Genomic DNA, 21,887 nt, shown 5'->3' with positions numbered 1-21,887 from the left:
GTTGATGAAGCTTGTGCTCGCTTTCATGCTGGCCTGCCTGCCTATGCTGGCTGGCGCCCAGGAAAAACCGCCGCGCGACGTGGCCCGGTTCGTCGAGAACGCCGAGATGTGCGAGCATTTTGCAGGCGAATGGGATGAGCACGACAAGGCGCGCCAGCGCGAAATCACGCAAGCCGTCGAGCAATCGTGCGGCCAGGCGCAGAAGCAGTGGAAACGGCTGTCCACCAAGTATGTGGGACAGCCGAAGTGGCAAAAAATTATAGACGAACAGGCTAATGACGCGGTGCGCAGCTATCGGAAGCAAGGCTAGCATCTGCGCCGTTGAGAAATGTCATGAAGTCCAAACTGCGCTGACGTAATCTTGCTGAGCGGCCTTGAAGTGCCGCTAGGAAAGGAAGCGCCATGGACAGCAAACAGCCGGATGTCGTGGAATGCGAGGATGAGGTAGTGGCACGACCACTGCCCGCCATGCCGGAATTGATCGCCTCCTTGCCGCCGAAAGGCGCGTGCTGGTATTGCGACAAGCCACTCGATGCCGTGCGCCGTTTCTGTTGCAAGAGTTGTGGCGTGGCGTATGCGGAAGAGGCGCAGTACAACAGCTGAGTGGTAGCGGGCTGAGCGCTAGCGGCGCCGCCATAGGGTGTGAATTGCTGGTACTCCGACAAGCCGCTTGATGCCGTGCGCCGTTTCTGTTGCAAGAGTTGTGGCGTGGCGTATGCGGAAGAGGCGCAGTACAGCAGCTGAGCGGTAGTGGGCTGAGCGTTAGCGACGCCGCAGCAGCGCCGCCAGCGCGCCGTCAAAGTCGAACTCATGCGCAGCGGCCGCCACTTCCTGGTAGACGTGCACACCGAGGCTGGCGGCCAGCAGGCTGGCCGAGTTTTCCAGGATGTCGATGGCCGCGCCATCGCCTTCGCGCAGATGGCTGGCCAGGCGCGCCAGCAGCAGCTGGATGGCGGGCGCGGCCGGGTCGGGCGCCACGTCTTGCGCCGCCGTGTGGGTGGTCTCCGGCGTGCCCAGCATGCTGCTGACTGCGCCGAGCAATTGATCCTGCGCCAGTTCCAGCTGCAGCATCTGTTGGGCCAGGTCGGGCGCCTGTGCACGCAGTGCCGACTCCAGGGTTGTCGCCAGGCCGTGCACGTGGCGTGCACCGATCATGCCGGCGGCGCCTTTCAGGGTATGCGCCTTCAGGCGCGCGGAAGCATAGTTGCCGGTATCGAATTCGGCGCGGATCTGGCACGGCGTGGTGCCGTGGTCATGCAGGAAGCGGCGCAGGATTTTCAGGTACAGGATGCGGTCGCCCATGATGCGGCCCAGTCCGTTCTCGACATCGAGAATACGGACCATGTCGGATGCCGCTACGGCGGCATCATCATCGCAAGTGGCGTGTGGTTTCAGCATGCTGTGCAGAGAGCCCCAAAACTTGTCACTGTCGTAAAGCAGAAAGTACTATTTTACATCCTGTCGTGCTCAACACCGCGCCCGCTTGCCACGCTAGCGCGTGCTGAATGACCAGCTGCGCGTGATGTCCGCGCCATTGACTTTGCCGATGAAACTCACGTCATAGCTGGTGTTCGCGCTCAGGGGCGCCAGCGGAATGATGGATGCGGCCGAGACCGGCGTATGCGCATCGTTGCCGCTGGTGAGCAGGCGCACCGCCAGGTCCGCGCCGGCGCCGCGCTGGCGCACGCTGAACGCCGTCACGCTGACTGGCGTGCCGTAGTTGGCATGCACACTGATCGGGTAGCCGACCACATCCTGGTTCGGCACGGGATCGGGCGTTTCGTTATCGCTGGAAAAACTGGCGGCTACCTTCAGCTGCCCGCTGAAGGGATAGGTGACGATTTGCGCCGCCGGCAGCCCGGGGCCATAGTTGCGGTTGCTTGCCAGGTCGGTGGTGAAATACGCGTAGCCGGCGCCACTGACAGCCGCACCCGCGCCACCTTCCCTGAAGAGCGGCTCGAAAATGACGAAGCGGTGATAGATGGCCGTGACCAGTTCTTCGGCCAGGTAAAAACCGGACGTGTTGCTGGCGCCGGCGATGACTTCGCCCTGCAGCGACGTGACGACGTAGCCGGCCTTGGCCAGCCGATCGCCCAGTGTGACGCCGGTAAAGCCGGGCTTGCCCAGCACCTGTTCGTGCGCCACCGTATTGTTGAGATTCAGATAGCTGGAATGGCCCAGGGCAGCGCTGTCGATCAAGCCGTTGCGCGCCAGTGGCGACAGGCCGATCTGGCTGCGCCGGTAGTTGAACCAGTTGAAACCATCGGTGGCAATATTGTTGCTGAGGGCGGGAGCGCCCGGTTCCTGTACTAGCAGCCCGGCCGGGGTCGAGGTGTTTTGTGCAACATTGCTGCTGTCGCTGCTGCCTCCGCCACAGGCGCTCAACAGGGCTGCGCTCAGCAGGGCGGGTATCCAGCGTTTCCAACGCAGTGACGAGACAATCAAGTTGACTCCTGTATAGGTGGGCGGACAGAGGTGGGGGCAGGCGTGCTGCCCGGTGAAACGATTCTAAGGCATTTTGATCTGCCGTAGAGCATCCATGAAAAGATATGTCGCAAGCTCGTGCGCGGACGCTCCCGCAGCTGCGCAGGGTAGAATGAGCGCAGCGCAGCGTTTGCCGCTGCATTGCCTCATTCCCGCTACTTTGATTGCCCATAATTTGAACACCTTGCCCAAGTCGCGCCTGCAGCGCGCCAAATACGCCTTGCCCAGCATGGTGACTTTGCTGTCGATAGCCTGCGGCTTTGCCAGCATCGTCATTTCCGTCGATAACGCCCCGGTGGGCGACGCGGATGCCTACCGCCTGGCGGCAGCGCTGCTGGTGCTGGCTGGTGTGTTCGACGCGCTCGACGGCTATGTGGCGCGCCTGACAAACACCAGTTCGCAGTTCGGCGTGCAGCTCGATTCCATCGCCGACGTGATGAATTTCGGCTGTGCCCCTGCAGTCTTGTTGTACTGCTATGGTTTTGTGCAGATGGGCGTGCACGATCCGCTGCTGCTGCGCTTTGGCGGCATGGCCAGCTTCTTCTTCGTCGCCTGCGGTGCCATGCGCCTGGCGCGCTTCAACGTGAACGTGGGGCGTACCGATCCGCTGTATTTTGTCGGCATGCCGATCACGGCCGGTGCCGCCTGCGTGGCGGCAGTGGTGGTGGCCTGGCCGGCGCCCATCGATTCCATGCTGCACAGCTATCTGCTGATGCTGCTGCTCGTCGGCGTGGGCAGCCTGATGGTGTCGACCTTGCGTTTCCCCAGCTCCAAGCAAAAGAAAAGCCTGGCCGCGCTGCTGGTGCTGATCGTCGCCATCGCCCTGCTGGTGTGGCTGAAGACCAGTTTCTTTGCGCTGTTCTTCGCCGTCTATATTGCCGCCACCCTGGCGCTGAACCTGGCGTGGTATCTGGGCTGGCGCGGTATTGCGCTTCCCCAGGTTTTCAACGACCCGGATGAAATAGACTAAGCCACCTCGTGCCCGCGTGCGGCGCGCAGGATGGCGAACCAGTCGCTGCGGCTGAGTGTGAACTGCGTGCCTTCCACTGCCACGCCGACGGCTTCGATGCGTCCCGTGCCCGTCAGCGGCAGGGGGCGGCAAGGCAATTGCATGATCCAGGCAAACACCACACTGGCAAACGGGCGCTGCAGCTGGTCGGCGATCTGCTTGATGACATTGCGCAAGTTCTCCACATTCGCATCGCCACCCTGGAACAGCCGGCCGCCGGCCAGCGGCGACCAGATCATCGGCGCCACTCCCATGTCTTGCAAGCCGTCGAAGGTTTCGTCGAACAGGGGCGCCACGTGCAGCGGCGAGCATTCCACCTGGTTCGTGACCAGCGGGAAACGCCGGTGCAGGCACTCGAACTGGTGGCGGCTGAAATTCGATACGCCAAAGTGCAGCACCTTGCCCGCCGCTTTCAATTGCGTGAAGGCGCCGGCGATCTCGTCGAAATCCATCAGCGGGTCGGGACGGTGGATCAGCAGCAAGTCCAGGCGGTCCGTGTGCAGCTGGCGCAAGGTCTGTTCCACGGAGCTGGTGATGTGCGCCGCGCTCGTGTCGTAATGCTGGATGGCATGGCCGGGACGGTGCGGCGAGAGCAGCTTGATGCCGCATTTGCTGACCAGCTCCATCTTGTCGCGCAAGCCCGGCTGCAGGGCCAGCGCTTCGCCAAATAGCCCTTCGGCGCTGTAATCGCCATAGATATCGGCATGGTCGAAACTCGAGACGCCCAGCGCCAGGCATTGCTCGATGAAGGCCAGGCGCTGCTGCGCCGACATATTCCACTCGCCGATGCGCCACATGCCGGCGACGATGCGCGACAGTTCGGGGCCGTTGGCACTCAAACGGCTGCGCGGTGCTTGCAGGCTGGCGGGAAATACATGGCTCATGGGCTGGCTTTCTGATGGTGGTGTGAAGGGATACCCTACGATTATAGCCAGCTACGCTACAGCATGCTGTGGAGAAAGCGGCGGCGAGACAGACGAAAAAAATGCCCGCAGCATCTGCGGGCATTTTTTATGGCGTACGAGAACGAATTACTTCATCCACAGACGCATCGAATCCCAGGCGCGGCCGAAGATCGTGGCTTGGTTGATGGTTTCCAGCGCCACGACAGGCAGTTCCAGCAGAACCTTGTCGTCGACCATCATTTTCAGTTTGCCGACAGGGGCGTTTTCGGCCAGAGGCGCGACCAGCGGGTCCTTGCGTTCCAGCACAGGTTTCATCTTGGCAGCCATGCCTTTTGGCACGGTGACGAGCACGTCGCGGGCAAAACCGATTTTCACGGTGCCTTTCGAGCCCTTCCACACTTCCGGCGTGGCCACGGCCTGGCCTTTCGAGTACAGCTTGACCGTATCGAAGTTCTGGAAGCCCCAGTTCAGCAGCTTCTGGCTTTCCTGCGTACGGGCCTGGTCGGAGGTGGTGCCCAGCACCACGGAAATCAGGCGGCGCTCGCCGGTGCCGCCCGGACGGCGGGCCGAAGCGATCATGCAATAGCCGGCCGCTTCCGTGTGGCCCGTCTTCATGCCATCGACGGTTGGGTCCAGCCACAGCAGGCGGTTGCGGTTAGGCTGGGTGATCTTGTTGTACGTAAAGCTTTTCACGGAATCGATTTTGTAGAATTCCGGATAGTCGGCGATCACGCGCTTGGCCAGCACGGACAAGTCTTGTGCGGTGGAATAGTTATCGGGGCTAGGCAAGCCATGCGGATTGGCAAAACGCGTGTTTTTCAGGCCCATGCGTTGCGCTTCGCGGTTCATCAGCACGACGAACGTGCCTTCATCGCCGGCAACGGCTTCAGCCAGCGCCACGGCGGCGTCGTTACCCGATTGAATCATCAGGCCATGCAGCAAGTCGTCGATCGACACGGGCGTGGCCGGGTCGATGAACATCTTCGAGCTGCTCGAATCGACTTTCCAGGCGCGCACGGAGACGTTCACTTTTTGGTCCAGCGCCAGTTTCTTTTCGCGGATGGCGGCAAACGTCAGGTAAGCCGTCATGATCTTGGTCAACGATGCCGGTTCGATGCGCGCGTCCGGATCTTGCGAAGCAATGATCTGGCCACTGGTGGCATCAAGCAACAGCCAGGACTTGGCGGCGATGGTCGGGGCTGGAACGCTCTGGGCGAAGGCGGCGGATAGGAAAAGTACACTGGAGGCCAGTGCCGCTAAGAGTTTTTTCATGGAGGCTGGTCTGCGAAAAAGATGAAGGCTGAGGGCCATGTTGTTGCTACTTTACATGGCCGCGTGGAAAAAACGGATCAATTATAGCCGTGGAGGCGGTAGTAAGCCCACACTTCAATGATCATCTGCTGCTATTGCGGGTTTGTCACCATGCCACAGCGCAATCACGAGGTTCTTGATGTGGTTGAGCTTGCGGTGGAAAAAGTGGTCGGCGCCGGGGATCACGATCACGGGAATGTCTTGTGGACGGGCCCAGTCGAAGACGGCGGACAGGGGAATCGTGTCGTCCAGTTCGCCGTGGATCAAAATGCTGTCGGCGGGAATGTCGGCCATGGCCCATTTGCCGGCCGCGCTGCCGATCAGCGCCAGGCGCTCGACGGGCGTGCCGACGGCGGCCAGGCGTTCCTGCAGTTTCGATTGCACGAAGGTACCGAACGAGAAGCCGGACAAGGCCACGGGCAAGCCCGGATACAGGCCGCGCATGTGTTCATACAGCAATTGCATGTCGTCCGTCTCGCCCACGCCATGGTCATGCACGCCTTCGGAGGCGCCCACGCCGCGGAAGTTGATGCGCGCCACCACGTAGCCGAGGGCGACAAACGCGCGCGCCAGGGTTTGCGTGACCTTGTTATCCATCGTGCCGCCGTACAGCGGGTGCGGATGGGCAACGAGGGCGATGCCGCGCGGGGTGTCTGCCGGGAAATCGAGCAAGCCTTCCATGCTGCCTGCATGGCCGGCGAGGGTAAATTTTTCCGAGTTTCTGTTCATGATGCTCATACTGGTGGCGTAGGCTTAAATTAAGATTAAATATGCGGCTTAGATTTTCAGGCGTTCGACGATCTTGCCGCCCACCAGGTGGGTATCGATGATCTCGTCGATATCGCTGGTATCGACATAGGTGTACCAGGTCGCTTCCGGGTAGATGACCAGCAATGGGCCTTCTTCGCAGCGGTCCATGCAGCCGGCCTGGTTGATGCGGATCTTGCCCGCGCCATTCATGTCGAGTTCCTTGATGCGGCGCTTGCAATGCTTTTGCGCCGCTTCCGCGCCATGGTCGCCGCAACTGTTGCGGCCGTCTTCACGTTTGTTCATGCAGAAAAAAACGTGGCGTTCAAAATACGGTGCGTCGCTCATACTATGCTCCTGCTGAATCATCAATGCGTCATGATAACGCTTATGGGTGGTCTTCGCGACGCTGGCGCTGTACATCGTCCTGCCGGTTCAAACGATGCGAGGGCAGGCACAGGAACCACAGGGCCATGAAGGGCCACAGCAAGGCCAAAAATTGCGCCGCGCCATTGAAGTTCAGGAACTTGCCTTGTACCCAGCCTTGCAAGGTGGACATGAAGTACGGGTTGATCGGCGTCGTATTCACCATCACCAGGCTCAGCAGCAAGGTGGCGGCCGCGATGCGGCGCTGCGCCACATGCGGCGCGAACGCCAGGCCGCCCAGCATGATCAGGCCGATCAAAAAGCCGCCCTGGGCACCCGGCGTGATCCAGACGAAGGCGTTTTCGGGTGAAAACAGCAGCGCGCTGGCCATCGAACGCACGATCAAGGCGGCGGCGATGAGGATCAGCATCAGCGCGGCACGCGGCGCGGCGCGGCGCAGCAGGCATAGCAAAGTGAGCACGGCGCCTGTCATGCCACAGGCCGTGATGATGGTTTCTGATAGCCAGTATTGCTCGACAGTTAATATCATATCGGGACGCAGATACGCGGCCAGGTCGATCTCCATACCCATCAGACTGGAGGCCCAGTCCGACAGGATGGGCAGCAGCTGGCCCAGGCCGAACAGGTAGCCTTGCGGATAGATTTGCGCCAGCGGCCACAGCGCCACCAGTACCAGTCCCTGGCTGGCGTGCTGGGCAAACCAGCGCTGGCGCAGCCGGTAGAGATGGCTATGGTCGAGCAGCTTGCGCGCCGTCAGGGCGCCGATGATGGAACCGATCAGGCAGCCGGCCGAGTTCGTATAAAAGTCGAGATTCGACGATACGCGGCTGGGCAAATAGGTTTGCACGGCCTCCATGCTGCCGGAAATTAACATACCGCACAGGCTGGCGATTACGACGGCAAAGAAACCAGTAATCCTTGGAAACAGCGAATACACGATCAGCGCACCCAGCGGAATGTAGCCGACGACGTTGATGCCCACGTCAAAGCCCGTCCAGTAACGGGGCATGCGCGTGTTTTCCAGGAAAGTCAGCGGCGACAGGCCATTGCTGTGCCAACCCGTGAACGGGAACCAGCTGGCGTAGACGATCAGGAAGACGTAGGCGAGCAGGGTCGCGCGCGATACGGGCGACGAGCGTGCGGGCGGCAGTGGCGCGGGCGGGCTGGCGGAGGCTGCGGGGTCGGTCATCGTGCTGCGGTCACTCTTTCGGCAGGTTCAGTGTGCCCAGCCATGCCAGCAGGTCGGCGGCGATGGCGTCCGAGGCCGCCGCCAGCGCCTGTGCGCCGCCCTGCGCATCGGCGCTGCCGGCCGGTCCGCTGCGGCTGAAGGTTTTCTGGTCGATCAGGCGGTGGCCGCGGAACAGCGAGGCGCGCAGCGACACATGGCCGCTGCTCTGCGTCTGCGTATCAAAGTTTTGCGAAAAATCATCGACATCGATGCGCAGCAGGGGCATGCCGGCGGCCGCGTCCGTGGTCGACAGCACTTTCACGCCGCTCTGCGCCACGCGCGTTTTCAGGCGCTGGCTCAGCAGTTGCAGCGGCGGCGTGTTCCAGCGGTTGTAGGCGTACGGGCGCGATTGCTGCGCGTCGGCATACAGCAGCCGGTAATACATGCGCTGGCTGTCGAGCCACGAAGGACCGTTGGCGTCGGCGATCACCAGCACGGGCACGGCTGGCGCCGCCGCTGGTGCTGCCGCCTGCGGCGCTGCCGGGCCGAAATCGTAAAACGTGGGCACGGGGCCGCGGCTGGCGCAGCCGCCCAGCAGGAATGCGGCGGCCAGGATCAGTGCGCTGAGTTTGCGTGGGATAGGCATGCGGTGTTCTCCTTATTTGCCCGGTGCCGAAAAACCGGGCTCGCCCGGGCCGGGCGGGATGTCTGGGGCGCCGAACAAGATGCTCTGCGGCTGTTCATTGAGCGTGCTCATGGTGGTTTTCAGGGCGCGCATCGAGGAGCGCGCCTCGCCGCTCAGCTCGATGACCTGCGGCAGCACTTCCAGCGATACGCCATTGGCCACCGTTTCCACCGAATTGCCGACCCGGTCGACCGTGCCATTGACCTTGTCGAGCACGCCGCCTGGTGCCTGGATGTCGTTGCCCAGCTTTTTCCACGTGGCCGTCAAATCCGACACGTTCTTGCTGGCCGTGCTGACGGCCGTCAAGGTTTGGCGTGTTTGTTCCGTCAGTTGCGGCAATTGCGTCAGGGTCGGTTCCAGCTGCTGCGGAATGGCGCCAAAGGCCTTGGCTGCCTTGCCCACTTCATTGAAGGCGCCCAGCATGGCGGCCTGGTTGTCGGGGCTGAGCAGATTATTCACCTTGTTGGTGATCTGCTCTGCCTGGTCGAGGATGCGCTTGCCGCGCTTTTCCAGCTGGTCGAGCAAGCCGGCGCGCAAGGGGATCAGCGAAGGCTTGTCCTTGCTGGTGCCCAGCAGTTTCGAACCCACGTGCTCGTCGTCGAGCTGAATATAGGCGATGCCCGTCACACCCTGGTAACCGAGGCTGGCAAATGTCGTGTTGGTGACGGGGGTATCGGGCGCCACGCTGATGTGCACGAGGATTTGCCCCGCCTTTTGCGTGTCGAAATCGATGGCGTCGACCTTGCCCACTTCCAGGCCCCGGTAGCGCACGGTCGCCTGCGGGTTCAGACCCGGCACGGACAGGGTGGTGGCGAGCAGGTACGGCACCCGTTCCACGCGGTCACGGTTGAACCAGACGCCGAACAGAATGGCCGCCACCAGCAGGGTGAGTGTAAAAAATCCCGTCATCAGGGCATGTGATCTGTTTTCCATTACTTCTCCGCTTTCTTGTCTGTGCCGGCATCGTCGCCTGGCTGCGCCGCCTTGCCTGCCGCCGCCTGTTTTTCATCGAGGACGGCCAGCGCGCGCTTGCCGCGGTCGCCGAGGAAAAATTGCTTGATGAACGGGTGATCCACTTCGATGACCTCGCGCGTGGGGCCGATGGCGATCACGTGTTTTTCCGCCAGCACGGCGATGCGCGTGGACAGGGCAAACAGGGTGTCGAGGTCATGCGTGACCATCACCACCGTCAAGCCCAGTTCCCGGTGCAGCGACTGGATCAGGGCGACAAAACTTTCCGACAGATCCGGGTCCAGGCCCGCCGTCGGTTCGTCGAGGAACAGCAGCTTCGGTTCCAGCGCCAGGGCGCGCGCCAGGGCCACGCGTTTGATCATGCCGCCCGACAAGTCCGACGGCATTTTCAGCGCATGTTCCGGGCCCAGTCCCACCATGTTCATCTTTAATAATACCGCGTCGTGCACCAGCGCCTCGGGCAGCACGTGCAATTCGCGCATCGGCTGCGCCACGTTGTCGAACACGGTCAGGGCCGAATACAGGGCGCCTTGCTGGAACAGCATGCCCCAGTGGTTGCGCAATTGCTGCAACTGGTCGGAACTTGCCTTGTTGATATCTTCGCCAAAGACTTTGACGCAGCCCCGCGCCGGATGTTCCAGGCCCAGCATCTGGCGCAGCAGCACCGTCTTGCCCGTGCCGGAGCCGCCCACGATGGAAAGGATTTCACCCCGTTCGATTTCCAGGTTCAAGTCCTGGTGCACGACGGTGCGGCCGAACTTGGTCCACAGATTGGTGATTTCCACCACGGGCGCGCTGCCATGCAGGTTGAACTGGCCGTCCTTGCCCGTGCCACAAGCGATATCGGTGTCGTCCGCCATCAGTAGCCCACTCCATTGAAGACGATAGCGAACACGGCGTCGGCCAGGATCACCACGGTGATGGCCGTGACGACGGCGGTGGTGGTGCCGTGCCCCAGGCTTTCCGTATTGGCCTTGATGCGCAGGCCGAAGTGGCAGGAGACAAGGGCGATCAGCATGCCGAAAATCACGCCCTTGCCCAGGCCGATCATGTAGTTGGCCAGCGGCACGGCGTCCGGCAGCTTCTGGATGAAGTAGCGCGCCGACAGATTCAATTCCACCTTGGCCGCGACCATGCCGCCGATCAGCGCGGCCGTATCCGTCCAGATGACGAGCAGGGGCATGGAAATGGCCAGGGCCAGCACTTTCGGCATGATCAGGCGGAAACCGTGCGAAATGCCCATCACCAGCATGGCATCGAGCTCTTCCGTGACGCGCATCACGCCCAGCTGGGCCGTGATGGACGAACCCGAGCGGCCAGCCACCAGGATGGCCGCCAATAAGGGCCCCAGTTCGCGGATGACGCTCATGCCCAGCAGGTTGACCAGATAAATGTCGCCGCCAAAGGCGCGCAGCTGCTGCGCCGACAGATAGGACAGCACCACGCCGATCAGAAAGCCGACCAGGGCCGTGATGCCTAGCGCCTGGAAGCCCGCATGGAAGATATTGGCGGAAATTTCACGCCATGGGCCGCGCATCGGGTGGCGCGCAAAGCGGCCGATATCCTGCGTCACCTGGCCGACAAGGGCAATAAACCCCTTCAAATGTTCGAAAAACAGCAGGATGGCCATGCCCAGCTTCATCACGGGCGTGAGGCGGTTGGCGCGCGAAGGCGGCGTCTCCAGGGGGCCCGTCTCTTCGATGCGCCGGAAAAACTCTTCCTGCGACGGCGCCAGGGTCAGCTGCGCGGGACGCTGCTTGCCCCAGGCATTCCAGAACAGCTGGGCGCCGATATGGTCCATGCTGTCGATGGCCGACAGGTCCCATTGCGCCTTGGTGTCGCCCTGCAAGGGCTTGAGCTGGGCGTCGATGGCCTTGATGGCATTGTCATGCGCGAGGGCGTGCACCTGCCAGGTGCCGCTGGCAGTGACAAGGGCTCCCTGTTGGGAGCTGGTCTGGGAGAGGGTCAGTTTCGGCGATTGTACAGTCGGCATCGTGCCAGTTTAAGGGAGAATGGCGCAGACCGCCACCGATGTTCAATCGTCACGCTTTCAGGAGGCCAGATGGCGCGCCTGCCGCTGCGGTATTGCCGCCTCCAGGTGCGCCTTCGGCTGGTCGCTGGTTTTGGCGTGGTTGGCCGCTTGCGCGCCGCCCGCATAGTCGCTGGCCACGAGGGCATTGGCCTCGACCGTGCTCATGCCGCGCGTCTGCAGCCATTGCGCCACCAGCTTGGCCAGGCGCTCCATGGCGATGCGGTGGGTGGCGTCCGTATGGGCGTACAGCCAGTTCGAAAAGTCCATGAAGTTTTCAAACGGCGATTCGCCCAGCATCCATTGCACCGTATTGGCGAAGCGGCCCGAGTTGGCGACCAGGTCCCAGTAGCGGGCGAAGCGCACCAGGCGCTGCATGCTCATGAAATCGAGCTGTTTATTCGCCAGGATGGTGTACGGCGGGTGCGGGTCGAACACCATGCCGTAATTTTCCGTATGGCGGATGATGGGCGTGCCGCGCAGGCGTTTCAGGATACCGAACTGGATTTCATGCGGTTTCAAGGCCACCAGCTTGTTGAAGCCGGCCGCAAAGCTCGCTTCATCTTCGCCCGGCAAGCCGGCGATCAAGTCCACGTGCAGGTGGGCGTTCGATTCTTCGCACAGCCAGCGGATGTTGTCGGCTGCCTTTTGATTGTCCTGCTTGCGGCTGACCAGCGCTTGCACGTCCGGATTGAAACTCTGGATGCCGATCTCGAACTGCAGTGCGCCGGGCGGGAACTTGCTGATGCCTTCTTTCAAGGCATCGGGCAGATGGTCGGGCACCAGCTCGAAGTGGGCATAGATGGGATCGTCCGGATTGGCCGCGATCTTGTCCAGAAAGAACTGCATGATCTTCAAACTGGTCTTGATGTTCAGGTTGAAGGTGCGGTCGACGAACTTGAACAGGCGGGCGCCGCGCGCATGCAGCGACTCCATCTCGGCCAGGAAGTTCTCCAGCGCGAAGGGCCAGGCCGTCTTGTCCAGCGCCGACAGGCAAAATTCGCACTTGAACGGGCAGCCGCGCGACGCTTCCACGTAAATCGTGCGGTGGCGGATATCGTCATCTGTATACAAGGAGTAGGGCAGTTGCAGTTCCGCCAGCGGCGCCTGCACGCCGGCATGGATCTTCATCAGCGGCTTCGGCCCGTTGAGGATCTCGCCGCACAGCTTGGGGAAGGTGACGTCGCCCCAGCCCGTGATCAGGTAGTCGGCCAGCTTGACGATCTCTTGCTCACCTGCCTCGTGCGACACTTCCGGCCCGCCCAGCACGATGATGACCTCGGGCGCCACGCGCTTGAGCATGGCTACCAGCTTGGTGGTTTCCTCGACGTTCCATATATATACGCCAAAACCGATGATGCGCGGCTTGTTCGCCAGGATGCGCTCGACCAGTTCCGTTGTCTTGGTGCCGATGACGAATTCCTGCAGCCGCGTCTGCGCTTGCAGCGGGCCCATATTGGCCAGCAAATAGCGCAATCCCAGCGAAGCGTGGGTGTAGCGGGCGTTCAGGGTGGAGAGCAGGATGGTCATGGCGGCGATGGAAACGGCGAAACCGCTATTTTACGCTGTCGCGTCACCGGTGCGCTGCGGCTACAAATGCCATGTTACCATTTGTCAATAATTACTAACTTGGCAATGCTTCGGCAGGGCAACAGGGGATACACGGTGCTGGTGAAAAAAGTACGCAATAACAAGGTCCTGTTCGGCTCACTTGCTGGCGTGGCGCTGGTGGCGGCTGCACTGGTCGGCTACCGCGCGTTTGGCTGGGGCGCGATGGGGCCGGTCAACGGCCTGAAGCTGGATTTATCCAGGCCCGACGCGCTGGTCCGCACGAAAAGCCTGTCGACCTTGCCGCGCGACCTGCTGACGGTGCCGCTGGCGCGCGACGTGCTGCGCGAGGATTTCCTGTTCTATTACGAGCAGAGCGAAGACCGGCTGGGGCTCAAGGGCAGCCTGCGCCGCATCGCCTACGAACATGAACTGGGCTGGGGCGACCAGCTGCTGCGCATGGTGCTGGACCAGCCGGCGGAGGTGGCCTTGTGGCGCGACGCCGACGGTTCGCTCAAGCATTTCGCCATCGCCGTGTCGCGCAGCCAGTTGACGCGTTTGCTGGAAGAAGCGGGCAAGATCGCCTTGAAGGATACGCAAATGCGCGTGGCCGGCAGCTTGCGCGTCGCTGGCGACAGCGTGCCCGTCTACGCGCTCAATTATGCCTGGCAGCGCACCTTGCTGTTTGCCGCACATGGCCAGCGCCTGGTCATCCTGTCCCATCCCGGCATGCTGTATGGCGGCGGCGACGGCAAGCATGGCGATGGCACGGCCGAGAAAACCGTGGCCAGCCTGCTGGCGCCGGAGGCGGCCAAACAGAACGTCTTTCATGCGCAATTCCATCTCGATACCGCCGCGCCCGAGGGCCACAGCATCGCCGTCAAGGCGGATTTCCTGTCGTTCGGCTACCAGCCCTTCTTTGGCGCGTTAGAGGCGCTGCGTTTCGATTTTCAACACGGCGCCTGGCAATCGAAGGTGCTGCTCAATGCCGATAAACTGAAAAACGGTGCTTATGACAGCAGCGCCCTGTGGTCCGTGCTGCCGCATAACCCGAGCGCCTGCTTCAGCGTGCCGGTCGACTGGACCGCGCTGCAGCCCGTGCTCAAGCGCCTGGGCAGCAAGACATCGGAGCCGGTGGTGCCGCTGGCCGGGCACTTGCAAGGACCCGCCGCCGCGTGCTGGTACGGCACTTCGCGCCTGCATACGCCGGTGTTTGTGGTCACGCGCAGTGCGCAGGCCGGTGATGACGCTGTATATGGCAGCCTGTTCGAGGCGGCCATCGGCGGCAAGGACCCCGTGCGCAAGACCACCGGCAAGGATGGCGCCATTCGTTGGGAGCGCAGCGTCGCCACGGCGCTGGGTCAGTCCACGCCGGCGCTGGCCGTGGCCGGCAATACGGTTGTCTTCTCGGCCGACGGCAAGCTGGTCGACCAGGTGCTGGCCGTGCGCCGCAAGCAGGCGCCGGCCGCCAGCGACCTGCTGCCTGACGCTTCCCGCACCATCGGCCTGATCGCGCCGGCATCGCTGGCCTGGCTGATCCAGCTGGAAGCCTTCGATACCCTGCCGGCGAATAATGAACCGGTGCTGCGCGCAGCCGCCAACGAACACCTGGTGCCGCGCCTGGACGCCTTGAAAAGATATCCGCCGCTGCGCATGGTGCTCAAGCGGCAGCCAGCCAGCGGCACCTCGTGGGAAACGCTGGAATGGCAGGAGGCGGCGCGATGACGGTGTCGCATGGACGGCGCGCTGCGCTGGCGGTGTGCGTCGCTGCTGTCGCCGCACCCGCCTGGGCCCTGCGCGCGGCGGCCGAGCCGCAAGTGCAGCTGTCGCAGGCGCAGAGCCGCGCCTTCCAGGCCTGGATGCTGCGCATCGTCAACGCGCAGATCGAACGGGGGCCGTCGCCGCGCTGGACGCACCGCGATTGCGCCGGCCTGGTGCGCTTTGCCGTCAACGAGGCATTGAGCGTGCATGACGCGAAGTGGCTGCATGCGAACGGTATTGCCAGCGACCGGCGCCTGCCGCCCGAGCTGGAACTGGACGCGACCCAGGCCGCCTTGCGCAACCGCTGGATACAGACGGGCGGCAGCATCGGCCACTTCGTCACGGCGCTGGCGCTGGTGCAGCACAACAGCCGTTTCATCGCCCGCGAGATCAGCCAGGCGCTGCCCGGCGACCTGCTGTTTTTCGACCAGGGCGACGAACAGCACCTGATGGTCTGGATGGGGGCGCGCATCGCTTACCACACCGGCACCGTCACCCCCGACGACAATGGTCTGCGGACCGTCGATATCAAAGAACTCACGAGCTGGAAGGACACGCGGTGGCAACCTGTGGTCAACAATCCGAATTTCGCCGGTGTGTTCCGGCTGGCGTTTTTGTCATGAAGCCGATTTTTGTCATGAAGCTGTTCTTTGCCAGCTTGCTGGCGCTGGTGCTCATTGGCGGCGCCTCCGCACAGGAACGCGAACCGAGCAACTACGCCACCTTCAAGGGCGAACCCTTCTTCCTGCTGTCGGACGTCAGTTACGGCAGTCTTGATGAAGCGCGCGTGCGCCTGGAAGTGCCGGGCCGCGACATGGGGCGCATGAACCTGGAAGCGTATTCCGGCGCCGACATCGTCATCTACCGCGTGCCCGAACCGATGGAGTTCCTGAAAAAACAGCGCAATCTGCATCGCATCCAGGTCGAAGGAAATTACCAGGGTGAAGGCCTGGCCAACACCTTGAGCTTTCTGTGGGATAGCTGGTGGAAGCAGTCGCGCCTGGCCTGGCGCAAGCTGTTTTCCGGCGAGGCGCGCCGCGCGGTCACCAAGGAACAGCCGCAGCTGGCCACGAATGATGCGATCCGCCGGCCGACCGTGCTCGCCAACCATCCGCAATACAAGCCGATCAAGGGCATGGAGCTGGTCGACAGCTTCCGCTATCCGATCTGGCAAGCCAAGGCCATCGCGCCGCCGAAAGGCGTCAAGCTCGATGGATCGAGCAGCGACTTCATCGTCGCCGGCGCCGGCAACGTGATGATCCCGCTGGGCAAACGCAAGCCGGGCTTGTACCTGGTCGAAGCGATCATTGGCGAACACCGCGCCACTACCCTGGTGTTCGTGTCGGATACGGTGGCGGTCACCAAGGTATCGTCCGGCCAGATGCTGGTCTGGACGGCGCGGCGCGACAACAGCGCCGCCGTGGCCGGCGCCAGCGTGGCGTGGACCGACGGCACCGGCGTGCTGCAGTCGGCGGTCACCGGCTTTGATGGCGTCGCGTCGCTCGAGCGCGGCAGTCCCGAACATACGTATGTGCTGGGCCAGGACCGCGCCGGCGGCGTGTTCGTGTCCGAGAATTTTTACTATGACAGTGAAATCTATAACACCAAGATTTATGCGGTGACCGACCGGCCCCTGTACCGGCCCGGCGACGAGGTCAATGTCAAGTTCCTGGGCCGTGAATTCACGTCGGCGCGCGCATCGCAGGCCGCGGCCAGCGCGCCTGTCAGTCTCACCGTGCTCAATCCGAACGGCACACCGCTGCTGACGCAAACGCTGCAGCTGTCCGGTGACACGGGCGCCGACACGCGCTTCCGTCTGCCCACGGAAGCCACCGCCGGCGGCTATGAACTGCGCTTCAATTACAAGGATGGCGTATATGGCGCGGCCTTCCGCGTGGCCGAATACATCAAGCCGCACTTTGAAATCAACGTCCAGCCATCGAAGCCGGAATTCAAGACGGGCGAGATGGTCAAGGGCAGCATCGCGCTGCGCTACCCTGATGGCAAACCGGTGAAAAACGCGAAGATGACCCTGTCGCTGCGCGGCCAGCAAAACACCATGGTCGAGGGGGAGCTGCGTTACAGCGGCCTGTTCCCGGTGTCCCTGAAAACCGAGGAAGTGACGAGCGATGGCAGCGGCAATGTGGACTTCACCTTGCCGCCCGCCGCCGATCCCTCGCGCTACATCTTGACCGTGCTGGCGACCGATGGCGCGGCCTACCGCGTCAAGGCGACGCGCGAGCTGATGATAGAACGCTCGAGCAGCAGCTACCAGTTGAAGGCCACGCGCCAGTTTTCCGATCCGGGCCAGGTCGTGCATTTCGACTTGCTGGCCGACGGCCAGGGCGCGGCCAGGCCCGTGCGCTGGCAGATGGTGCAGCTGGAAAAACAGAGCAAGACCGAGGGCGCGTTCGATCCCAACGCCAAGGGCTGGGATGTGACATTTCCGGCCTCGGGCTCGTATCAGCTGGCGCTGCGCGACGAGCGCGGCAACCTGCTGGCCGCCGCCAGCCACTGGGTCGCCGGCGATGGCGTGCAGACGACGCCGGGCAGCATCGAGATCGTGCTGGACCGCGCGCGCTATCGTCCGGGCGACATGGCCGAGGCCTTGATCACCTTCTCGGACAAGGTCGACCAGGCGCTGTTGACGCTCGAGCGCGACAAGGTGGAACACCATGGCTTGATGGCTGGCGCAGCTGATTGGTATCAGGCGAAGCAGGTGGCGCCGCGGCAGTGGAGAGTGCGCATCCCGGTAAAAGAAGAGCATGGCCCGAACATGACGTTCTCGGTGGCGTACACGCGCAATGGCGACTTCGTCTTCGAGAACGCCGGCCTGCAAGTGATCGAGCCACGCATCGCGTTGCAGTTCAAGAGTGACAAGGAAGTCTACCAGCCGGGCGAGAAGGTGACGCTGGATGTGAAGGCCACCCTCGATGGCAAGCCATTGAGCACGCTGGTGGCGCTGGGCGTGGTCGATGAAATGATCTATGTGCTGCAGCCGGAAATCGCGCCGGACATCGGCGACTTCTTCTACCATCCGCGCCGCAATAACGTGCGCACCACGGCCAGCCTGTCCTTCATCAGCTACGACATGGCGCAGGGCCGTACAGCCGGTGCGCCCGCGCGCCACAACTACAACGAGCGCGGCGTCAAGGTGCTGGAACGTCCGCGCCGCGACAATATCGACACGGCTTACTGGGCGCCATCGCTGAAAACCGATGCGAATGGCAACGCACGCGTGAGCTTTACCATGCCCGACGCGCTGACCCGCTGGAGGATCACCGGCCGCGCGATGGATAGCCAAGGTCGCGTCGGCCAGCGCACTGCCTATCTGCGGTCGGACAAGAACTTCTATGCCAAGTGGACGGCGCCCGACTGGATGCGTGCCGGCGATGCGCCGCGTGCCTCGGTGGCCGTGTTCAACCAGACGGGCAAGGAGCAGGCGCTCGACGTGCTCCTCTCCGGCGGGGCGCAGCCGAAGACGGAAAAACTGTCCGCCAAACCGGGCGTAAACTATGTCGAATTCCCGCTCGCCCCAGGGGCCGGACCTCTGCGCCTGGAAGTAAAACAGAACGGAAAACTGCTCGACGCGTTAGAGACGGCCATGCAAACCTTGCCCGCCGCCTGGAGCAGCCCGCGCTCGCTGGTGCTGCCGCTCGATGGCGCCACTGGTGAGACTCCACTCAAGCTGCCGGCGGACGCGCGCAATATCCGCGTCTCGTTCGCGCAGGGCGCGGCCAGCCAGTTCGCGCGCATTGCCGACGACCTGATCGACTATCCGTATGGTTGCGTGGAACAGACGGCGAGCCGCTTGATTCCGCTGGCGCTGGCCACGCAAAGCCTGGGGCCGGATACCGGCGCGGCAAGCGAACGCCTGCAAACGCTACTCACGGCGCAGCGCCTGCGCCTGGTCTCCATGGCTGGTCCGAACGCCGTCTTCGGCTGGTGGGGTAACGCCACGGCCGGCAATGCCTTGATGACGGCCTACGCCTATTACGCGGACTGGTACGCGGCGCGCGCGCTGCACATCGAGTTGCCGCCCGAGCACTGGAACAAGCTGCTGGCCGTCTACAGCGAACATGGCTTGAAGGATGCGATGGGCGACCGCGCGCTGGTGCTGTGGATGGCGCGCGAGATGGGCCTGCCCACGCAGACACTGGCTGCCGGCCTGGTGGACGACAGCGCCATCGCCGTCCTGGGCGGCAAGCCGCGCCTGGCAGGCGACAGCGGCAGCCTGCTGCTGGGCGGCGCCTCTGACCGCGAAGCGCAGGCGATGGCGCTGGGCCTGGTGGCGCTGGTCGCCAGCCAGAATGGCATCGCCTTGCCGCATGGGCTGCAGCTGCAAGTGGCCAGCGCCTGGCAAGTCTTGCGCGAATCGAAAGCGCCGGTGGCGCAGGCCTTGTTGATGCTGTCTGGCGAAGTGCCCCCATCGCAGGCCGATGCGGTGCTGGCCGGCGTGCGCGCCGAAATGCCGACCCTCGACCGCGCGATGACGTTGCTGTGGGTGCAAAAGAAGCTGGGTGGCGCATCGTTCGGCAAGGGACCTGCCGTGGCGCTGGACGGCGCCTGGCAAAAGCGCGAAAGCCGCAGTGGCCAGCCGCTCTGGCGCTGGCATGACGCCAAGGTCTTGCCTGACAAACTGCGTCTCGCTGCGCCTGCGCCTGCGGGCACGGTGGCCGTGCTGCAGTACGACAGTCACGCGGCCGAAGCGCAGACCTTGCCGGTCGCCGTCGAACGTCGCATCCTGCGCTTGAAGGCGGGCAAGGGAGGCTATACGACAGAACTGCTCAAGCCGGGCGAGGCGCTCAGTACGGACGCGTTGTACCTCGATGAAATCACCTTGAAAGCGGCACCGGGCGCGAAGCACCGCTTTGGCTTGCTGGAGGTGGCGCTGCCGCCAGGCGCCATGGTCGAATCGACCACCTGGGGCATGGTCATGGCGGGCGACAAGCCGGCTGCGCTGGAACGTGCACGCCACACGGAGCGCCGCGACGGCTATGCCGTGCCGATCGAGCCTTTGGCCGGCGACGTGACGGTGCGCCATTTGCTGCGCTTCGCGCAAAAGGGCAGTTACGTGCTGCCGCCGGCGCGCTTTTACCGCATGTACCAGCCCGAGCAGAAAGCGTTCGAAGGCGGCGGCAAGACCATGCGCGCTCTGAAGGTCGAGTGATGCGCGCAGCCCTTCCTGCATTGATGGCGACCCTGCTGCTGGCCGCACCTGCCTGGTCGCAGTCATCGTCAAAATCGCTGGATGTCGCCTGGTGGAAGGATGGCAAGATGGAAGTGCGGCAGCTGCGCCAGGGCGGCGCCACGCTGCCACTCTCGCCGCCGTTTGACGGCACGCGGCAAGTGCCGCTGGCCAGCCTGTGGAAGCTGTTCGTGTATGTATACGCGAGCGATAACAAGGTGGCGATGCCGGACTACCGCTGCGGCGGCCGCGATCCGGAAGAAGTGTATTGCTGCGATGCGGGTCAGAGCATAGGCCACGACGCGGCGCTGGCGCAGTCCTGTGGTCCATTTTTTTCGCCGAAACGCCTGATGATTGCGCCGGCGTCATGGCGCCAGTACTGGACCGGCCGCCTGGGTAGCGCACCGGCAGGCGACTTTGCCTGGCTGGCCAATCCCGAGCAGCTGGCACCAAAGCGCATGGTGCGCCTGGACAGCCTGCTGCGCGCGCTGGACAGCATACCGGCCGCCAGCCGCGTGGACGCCGAGGCTGCGCTGCTGCGTGTGGTGCTGGACGGGCGCGGGGCCGGGACGGCGCGCTGGTTCGGCAGCCAGTTGCGCGTGAAGACGTATTCCTGGCATGAGCAGCACCGGGCAGACAAACGAATCGGCGGCGCGGCCGGCTGGCTGGCTGACGGCACGCCGATCTGGTTTGGCGGCGCGGGCGGCAGCAGCAATGTCTTTGAGCAGTGGGCGCCCAGGCTGGCCGCCAGCTTGCCGAAAATGGGGGCGCCCGACGATGGCGGCTGCGTGGTGGTCGATTACTTCAAGCGCTATCCGATCCGTGCCGTGCGCGGCGAGCGTGGCATGGCCGCAGCTGGCCCGCTCAATGGCCGCTACCATGTGCAATTCGAGAATGGCCAGAACCTCGCCTTGCGCAGTAACGGTGAGTTGATGCTGTTGCAGGAGAAGGGCGGCCGTCCGCAATTGCGCGGCCGCTTCGGCGTCAATGAATATGTGGCGCGCGTGCTTGACCGCGAAGCGAATACTGGCGAACCGGAAGCGGCCAAGGCGCTGGCAATCGCCGCGCGCACGTATCTGCAGCAGAATGCGGTGACTGTGGCGGGCTGCCAGCAGATCGCCGACAGCAGCGCAACCCAGCGCGTCAGCCCCAGCCCCGCCACGCCCGCGGCGCTGGACATTGCTCGCTGGACCGACCAGCTGATCGTCGATGGCGTCACCGTGCGCTATCACAGTACCTTGCCATCCGAGGGCACGATGGCGTGGAGCGAGGCGGTGCGCCAGGCCAGACAAGGCAAGCACTATGATGAATTGCTGGCGATGGCCTATCCCGGCGGCGCGCTGAGCACCTTTGGCAATACCGGCGCGCGTTGTCGGCGCTTGGCGCAGAACGAGGATTGGCTGGCGCGCTCCGTGCCGCGCTGGCAGCGCGTGCTGCTGCGCGAGGCCGGTTACGAAGCGCCGCCGCAAGCGCCGCTGGTCTGTGCCCTGTCCAGCGGCGCGCCGTATTCGGAGCAGTCGCGTAACCGCATCTTCATGCGGCCGCTTGCCACGCGCGAAGACCGCATCACCTTGGCCCATGAATACTTACACCTTGGCCTGCGCCGTCATCCGCGCGGCCAGGACGAAGAATATGTCGAGCGGCTGGCCCGCCGGCTCGTCGACCTTAACCTGGAGGCCCTGTGAGTTTTTAT

General features: G+C 63.4%; 19 protein-coding genes. 7 read left to right on the top strand and 12 right to left on the bottom strand.

Annotation, left to right across the window (positions count from 1 at the left end):
• Positions 1-4 precede the first annotated feature (4 nt).
• The gene (locus FJQ89_RS17060) at positions 5-310 is read left to right on the top strand and encodes a hypothetical protein (RefSeq protein WP_141171027.1); all 306 of its coding nucleotides are present in this window, start codon (positions 5-7) and stop codon (positions 308-310) included.
• Between the two features lie 92 nt (positions 311-402).
• Positions 403-603, top strand: a complete 201-nt coding sequence (locus FJQ89_RS17055; RefSeq protein ID WP_096238196.1) for a hypothetical protein — start codon at positions 403-405, stop codon at positions 601-603.
• A gap of 159 nt (positions 604-762) precedes the next feature.
• On the opposite strand, the gene FJQ89_RS17050 is transcribed toward FJQ89_RS17055, so the two are convergent.
• Both FJQ89_RS17050 and FJQ89_RS17045 read right to left on the bottom strand, forming a co-directional pair.
• Entirely contained in the window at positions 763-1,398 is a 636-nt protein-coding gene (locus tag FJQ89_RS17050; protein WP_071075110.1) for an Hpt domain-containing protein, read from the bottom strand.
• Positions 1,399-1,491: 93 nt separating this feature from the next.
• Positions 1,492-2,445 carry a CAP domain-containing protein gene (locus tag FJQ89_RS17045; RefSeq protein WP_341474464.1) on the bottom strand — a complete coding sequence of 318 codons (954 nt, stop codon included), beginning with the start codon at positions 2,443-2,445 and terminating at the stop codon, positions 1,492-1,494.
• 238 nt (positions 2,446-2,683) lie between these two features.
• On the opposite strand from FJQ89_RS17045, the gene pssA reads away from it, so the two are divergent.
• The gene (pssA, locus tag FJQ89_RS17040; RefSeq protein WP_168208581.1) at positions 2,684-3,454 is read left to right on the top strand and encodes a CDP-diacylglycerol--serine O-phosphatidyltransferase; all 771 of its coding nucleotides are present in this window, start codon (positions 2,684-2,686) and stop codon (positions 3,452-3,454) included.
• Here the strand turns inward: pssA and FJQ89_RS17035 are convergent.
• From FJQ89_RS17035 to FJQ89_RS16990, 10 genes are all read right to left on the bottom strand, one after another.
• The gene (locus tag FJQ89_RS17035; RefSeq protein ID WP_141171026.1) at positions 3,451-4,377 is read right to left on the bottom strand and encodes an aldo/keto reductase; all 927 of its coding nucleotides are present in this window, start codon (positions 4,375-4,377) and stop codon (positions 3,451-3,453) included. The two genes, pssA and FJQ89_RS17035, sit on opposite strands and share 4 nt — an antisense overlap.
• A gap of 147 nt (positions 4,378-4,524) precedes the next feature.
• Entirely contained in the window at positions 4,525-5,670 is a 1,146-nt protein-coding gene (locus FJQ89_RS17030; RefSeq protein WP_141171025.1) for a D-alanyl-D-alanine carboxypeptidase family protein, read from the bottom strand.
• Positions 5,671-5,784: 114 nt separating this feature from the next.
• A complete protein-coding gene (locus FJQ89_RS17025; protein ID WP_141171024.1) occupies positions 5,785-6,438 on the bottom strand; it encodes an alpha/beta hydrolase in 654 nt (217 codons plus the stop codon).
• Positions 6,439-6,486: 48 nt separating this feature from the next.
• Positions 6,487-6,804, bottom strand: coding sequence for a (2Fe-2S) ferredoxin domain-containing protein (locus tag FJQ89_RS17020; protein WP_034781335.1), 318 nt, complete (start codon positions 6,802-6,804; stop codon positions 6,487-6,489).
• A gap of 40 nt (positions 6,805-6,844) precedes the next feature.
• Positions 6,845-8,032 (bottom strand): VanZ family protein, encoded by a 1,188-nt coding sequence (locus FJQ89_RS17015; protein ID WP_141171023.1) that lies wholly within the window; start codon positions 8,030-8,032, stop codon positions 6,845-6,847.
• Between the two features lie 10 nt (positions 8,033-8,042).
• On the bottom strand, positions 8,043-8,657 hold the full coding sequence (locus FJQ89_RS17010; protein WP_141171022.1) for an ABC-type transport auxiliary lipoprotein family protein: 615 nt from the start codon (positions 8,655-8,657) through the stop codon (positions 8,043-8,045).
• A gap of 12 nt (positions 8,658-8,669) precedes the next feature.
• A complete protein-coding gene (locus FJQ89_RS17005) occupies positions 8,670-9,629 on the bottom strand; it encodes an MlaD family protein (protein ID WP_099761809.1) in 960 nt (319 codons plus the stop codon).
• Positions 9,629-10,528 carry an ABC transporter ATP-binding protein gene (locus FJQ89_RS17000; protein ID WP_141171021.1) on the bottom strand — a complete coding sequence of 300 codons (900 nt, stop codon included), beginning with the start codon at positions 10,526-10,528 and terminating at the stop codon, positions 9,629-9,631. The genes FJQ89_RS17005 and FJQ89_RS17000 overlap by 1 nt, the downstream gene beginning before the upstream one ends.
• Entirely contained in the window at positions 10,528-11,661 is a 1,134-nt protein-coding gene (locus FJQ89_RS16995) for an MlaE family ABC transporter permease (RefSeq protein WP_141171020.1), read from the bottom strand. Before FJQ89_RS16995 ends, FJQ89_RS17000 begins: the two co-directional genes overlap by 1 nt.
• Before the next feature lie 57 nt (positions 11,662-11,718).
• Entirely contained in the window at positions 11,719-13,227 is a 1,509-nt protein-coding gene (locus tag FJQ89_RS16990; protein WP_141171019.1) for a B12-binding domain-containing radical SAM protein, read from the bottom strand.
• Between the two features lie 141 nt (positions 13,228-13,368).
• Between FJQ89_RS16990 and FJQ89_RS16985 the strand changes: the two genes are divergently transcribed.
• Genes FJQ89_RS16985 through FJQ89_RS16970 form a run of 4 tightly spaced genes read left to right on the top strand, consistent with a single transcriptional unit; the run spans position 13,369 to position 21,879 of the window.
• Entirely contained in the window at positions 13,369-14,970 is a 1,602-nt protein-coding gene (locus FJQ89_RS16985; protein ID WP_168208475.1) for a DUF2138 family protein, read from the top strand.
• Positions 14,967-15,629, top strand: a complete 663-nt coding sequence (locus tag FJQ89_RS16980) for a DUF1175 family protein (protein WP_243136096.1) — start codon at positions 14,967-14,969, stop codon at positions 15,627-15,629. Before FJQ89_RS16985 ends, FJQ89_RS16980 begins: the two co-directional genes overlap by 4 nt.
• Entirely contained in the window at positions 15,626-20,176 is a 4,551-nt protein-coding gene (locus FJQ89_RS16975; RefSeq protein WP_243136095.1) for an alpha-2-macroglobulin family protein, read from the top strand. The genes FJQ89_RS16980 and FJQ89_RS16975 overlap by 4 nt, the downstream gene beginning before the upstream one ends.
• Positions 20,176-21,879, top strand: a complete 1,704-nt coding sequence (locus FJQ89_RS16970; protein ID WP_141171016.1) for a DUF2300 domain-containing protein — start codon at positions 20,176-20,178, stop codon at positions 21,877-21,879. Before FJQ89_RS16975 ends, FJQ89_RS16970 begins: the two co-directional genes overlap by 1 nt.
• Positions 21,880-21,887: the final 8 nt, after the last annotated feature.

The organism is Janthinobacterium tructae, from assembly GCF_006517255.1.
GTDB classification, from domain to species: domain Bacteria; phylum Pseudomonadota; class Gammaproteobacteria; order Burkholderiales; family Burkholderiaceae_D; genus Janthinobacterium; species Janthinobacterium tructae.
This window is presented reverse-complemented; position numbering and strand designations above follow the sequence as displayed.

Excerpts from the sequence above, each read along its gene's own strand:
- FJQ89_RS17035 (WP_141171026.1), bottom strand. The coding sequence starts at position 4,377 with ATGAGCCATGTATTTCCCGCCAGCCTGCAAGCACCGCGCAGCCGTTTG.
- FJQ89_RS17015 (WP_141171023.1), bottom strand. The coding sequence starts at position 8,032 with ATGACCGACCCCGCAGCCTCCGCCAGCCCGCCCGCGCCACTGCCGCCC.
- FJQ89_RS16975 (WP_243136095.1), top strand. The coding sequence starts at position 15,626 with ATGAAGCCGATTTTTGTCATGAAGCTGTTCTTTGCCAGCTTGCTGGCG.
- FJQ89_RS16990 (WP_141171019.1), bottom strand. The coding sequence starts at position 13,227 with ATGACCATCCTGCTCTCCACCCTGAACGCCCGCTACACCCACGCTTCG.
- FJQ89_RS17000 (WP_141171021.1), bottom strand. The coding sequence starts at position 10,528 with ATGGCGGACGACACCGATATCGCTTGTGGCACGGGCAAGGACGGCCAG.
- FJQ89_RS17050 (WP_071075110.1), bottom strand. The coding sequence starts at position 1,398 with ATGCTGAAACCACACGCCACTTGCGATGATGATGCCGCCGTAGCGGCA.
- FJQ89_RS17030 (WP_141171025.1), bottom strand. The coding sequence starts at position 5,670 with ATGAAAAAACTCTTAGCGGCACTGGCCTCCAGTGTACTTTTCCTATCC.
- FJQ89_RS17060 (WP_141171027.1), top strand. The coding sequence starts at position 5 with ATGAAGCTTGTGCTCGCTTTCATGCTGGCCTGCCTGCCTATGCTGGCT.
- FJQ89_RS16995 (WP_141171020.1), bottom strand. The coding sequence starts at position 11,661 with ATGCCGACTGTACAATCGCCGAAACTGACCCTCTCCCAGACCAGCTCC.
- FJQ89_RS16980 (WP_243136096.1), top strand. The coding sequence starts at position 14,967 with ATGACGGTGTCGCATGGACGGCGCGCTGCGCTGGCGGTGTGCGTCGCT.
- FJQ89_RS17025 (WP_141171024.1), bottom strand. The coding sequence starts at position 6,438 with ATGAACAGAAACTCGGAAAAATTTACCCTCGCCGGCCATGCAGGCAGC.
- FJQ89_RS16970 (WP_141171016.1), top strand. The coding sequence starts at position 20,176 with ATGCGCGCAGCCCTTCCTGCATTGATGGCGACCCTGCTGCTGGCCGCA.
- FJQ89_RS17005 (WP_099761809.1), bottom strand. The coding sequence starts at position 9,629 with ATGGAAAACAGATCACATGCCCTGATGACGGGATTTTTTACACTCACC.
- FJQ89_RS17020 (WP_034781335.1), bottom strand. The coding sequence starts at position 6,804 with ATGAGCGACGCACCGTATTTTGAACGCCACGTTTTTTTCTGCATGAAC.
- FJQ89_RS17010 (WP_141171022.1), bottom strand. The coding sequence starts at position 8,657 with ATGCCTATCCCACGCAAACTCAGCGCACTGATCCTGGCCGCCGCATTC.
- FJQ89_RS17055 (WP_096238196.1), top strand. The coding sequence starts at position 403 with ATGGACAGCAAACAGCCGGATGTCGTGGAATGCGAGGATGAGGTAGTG.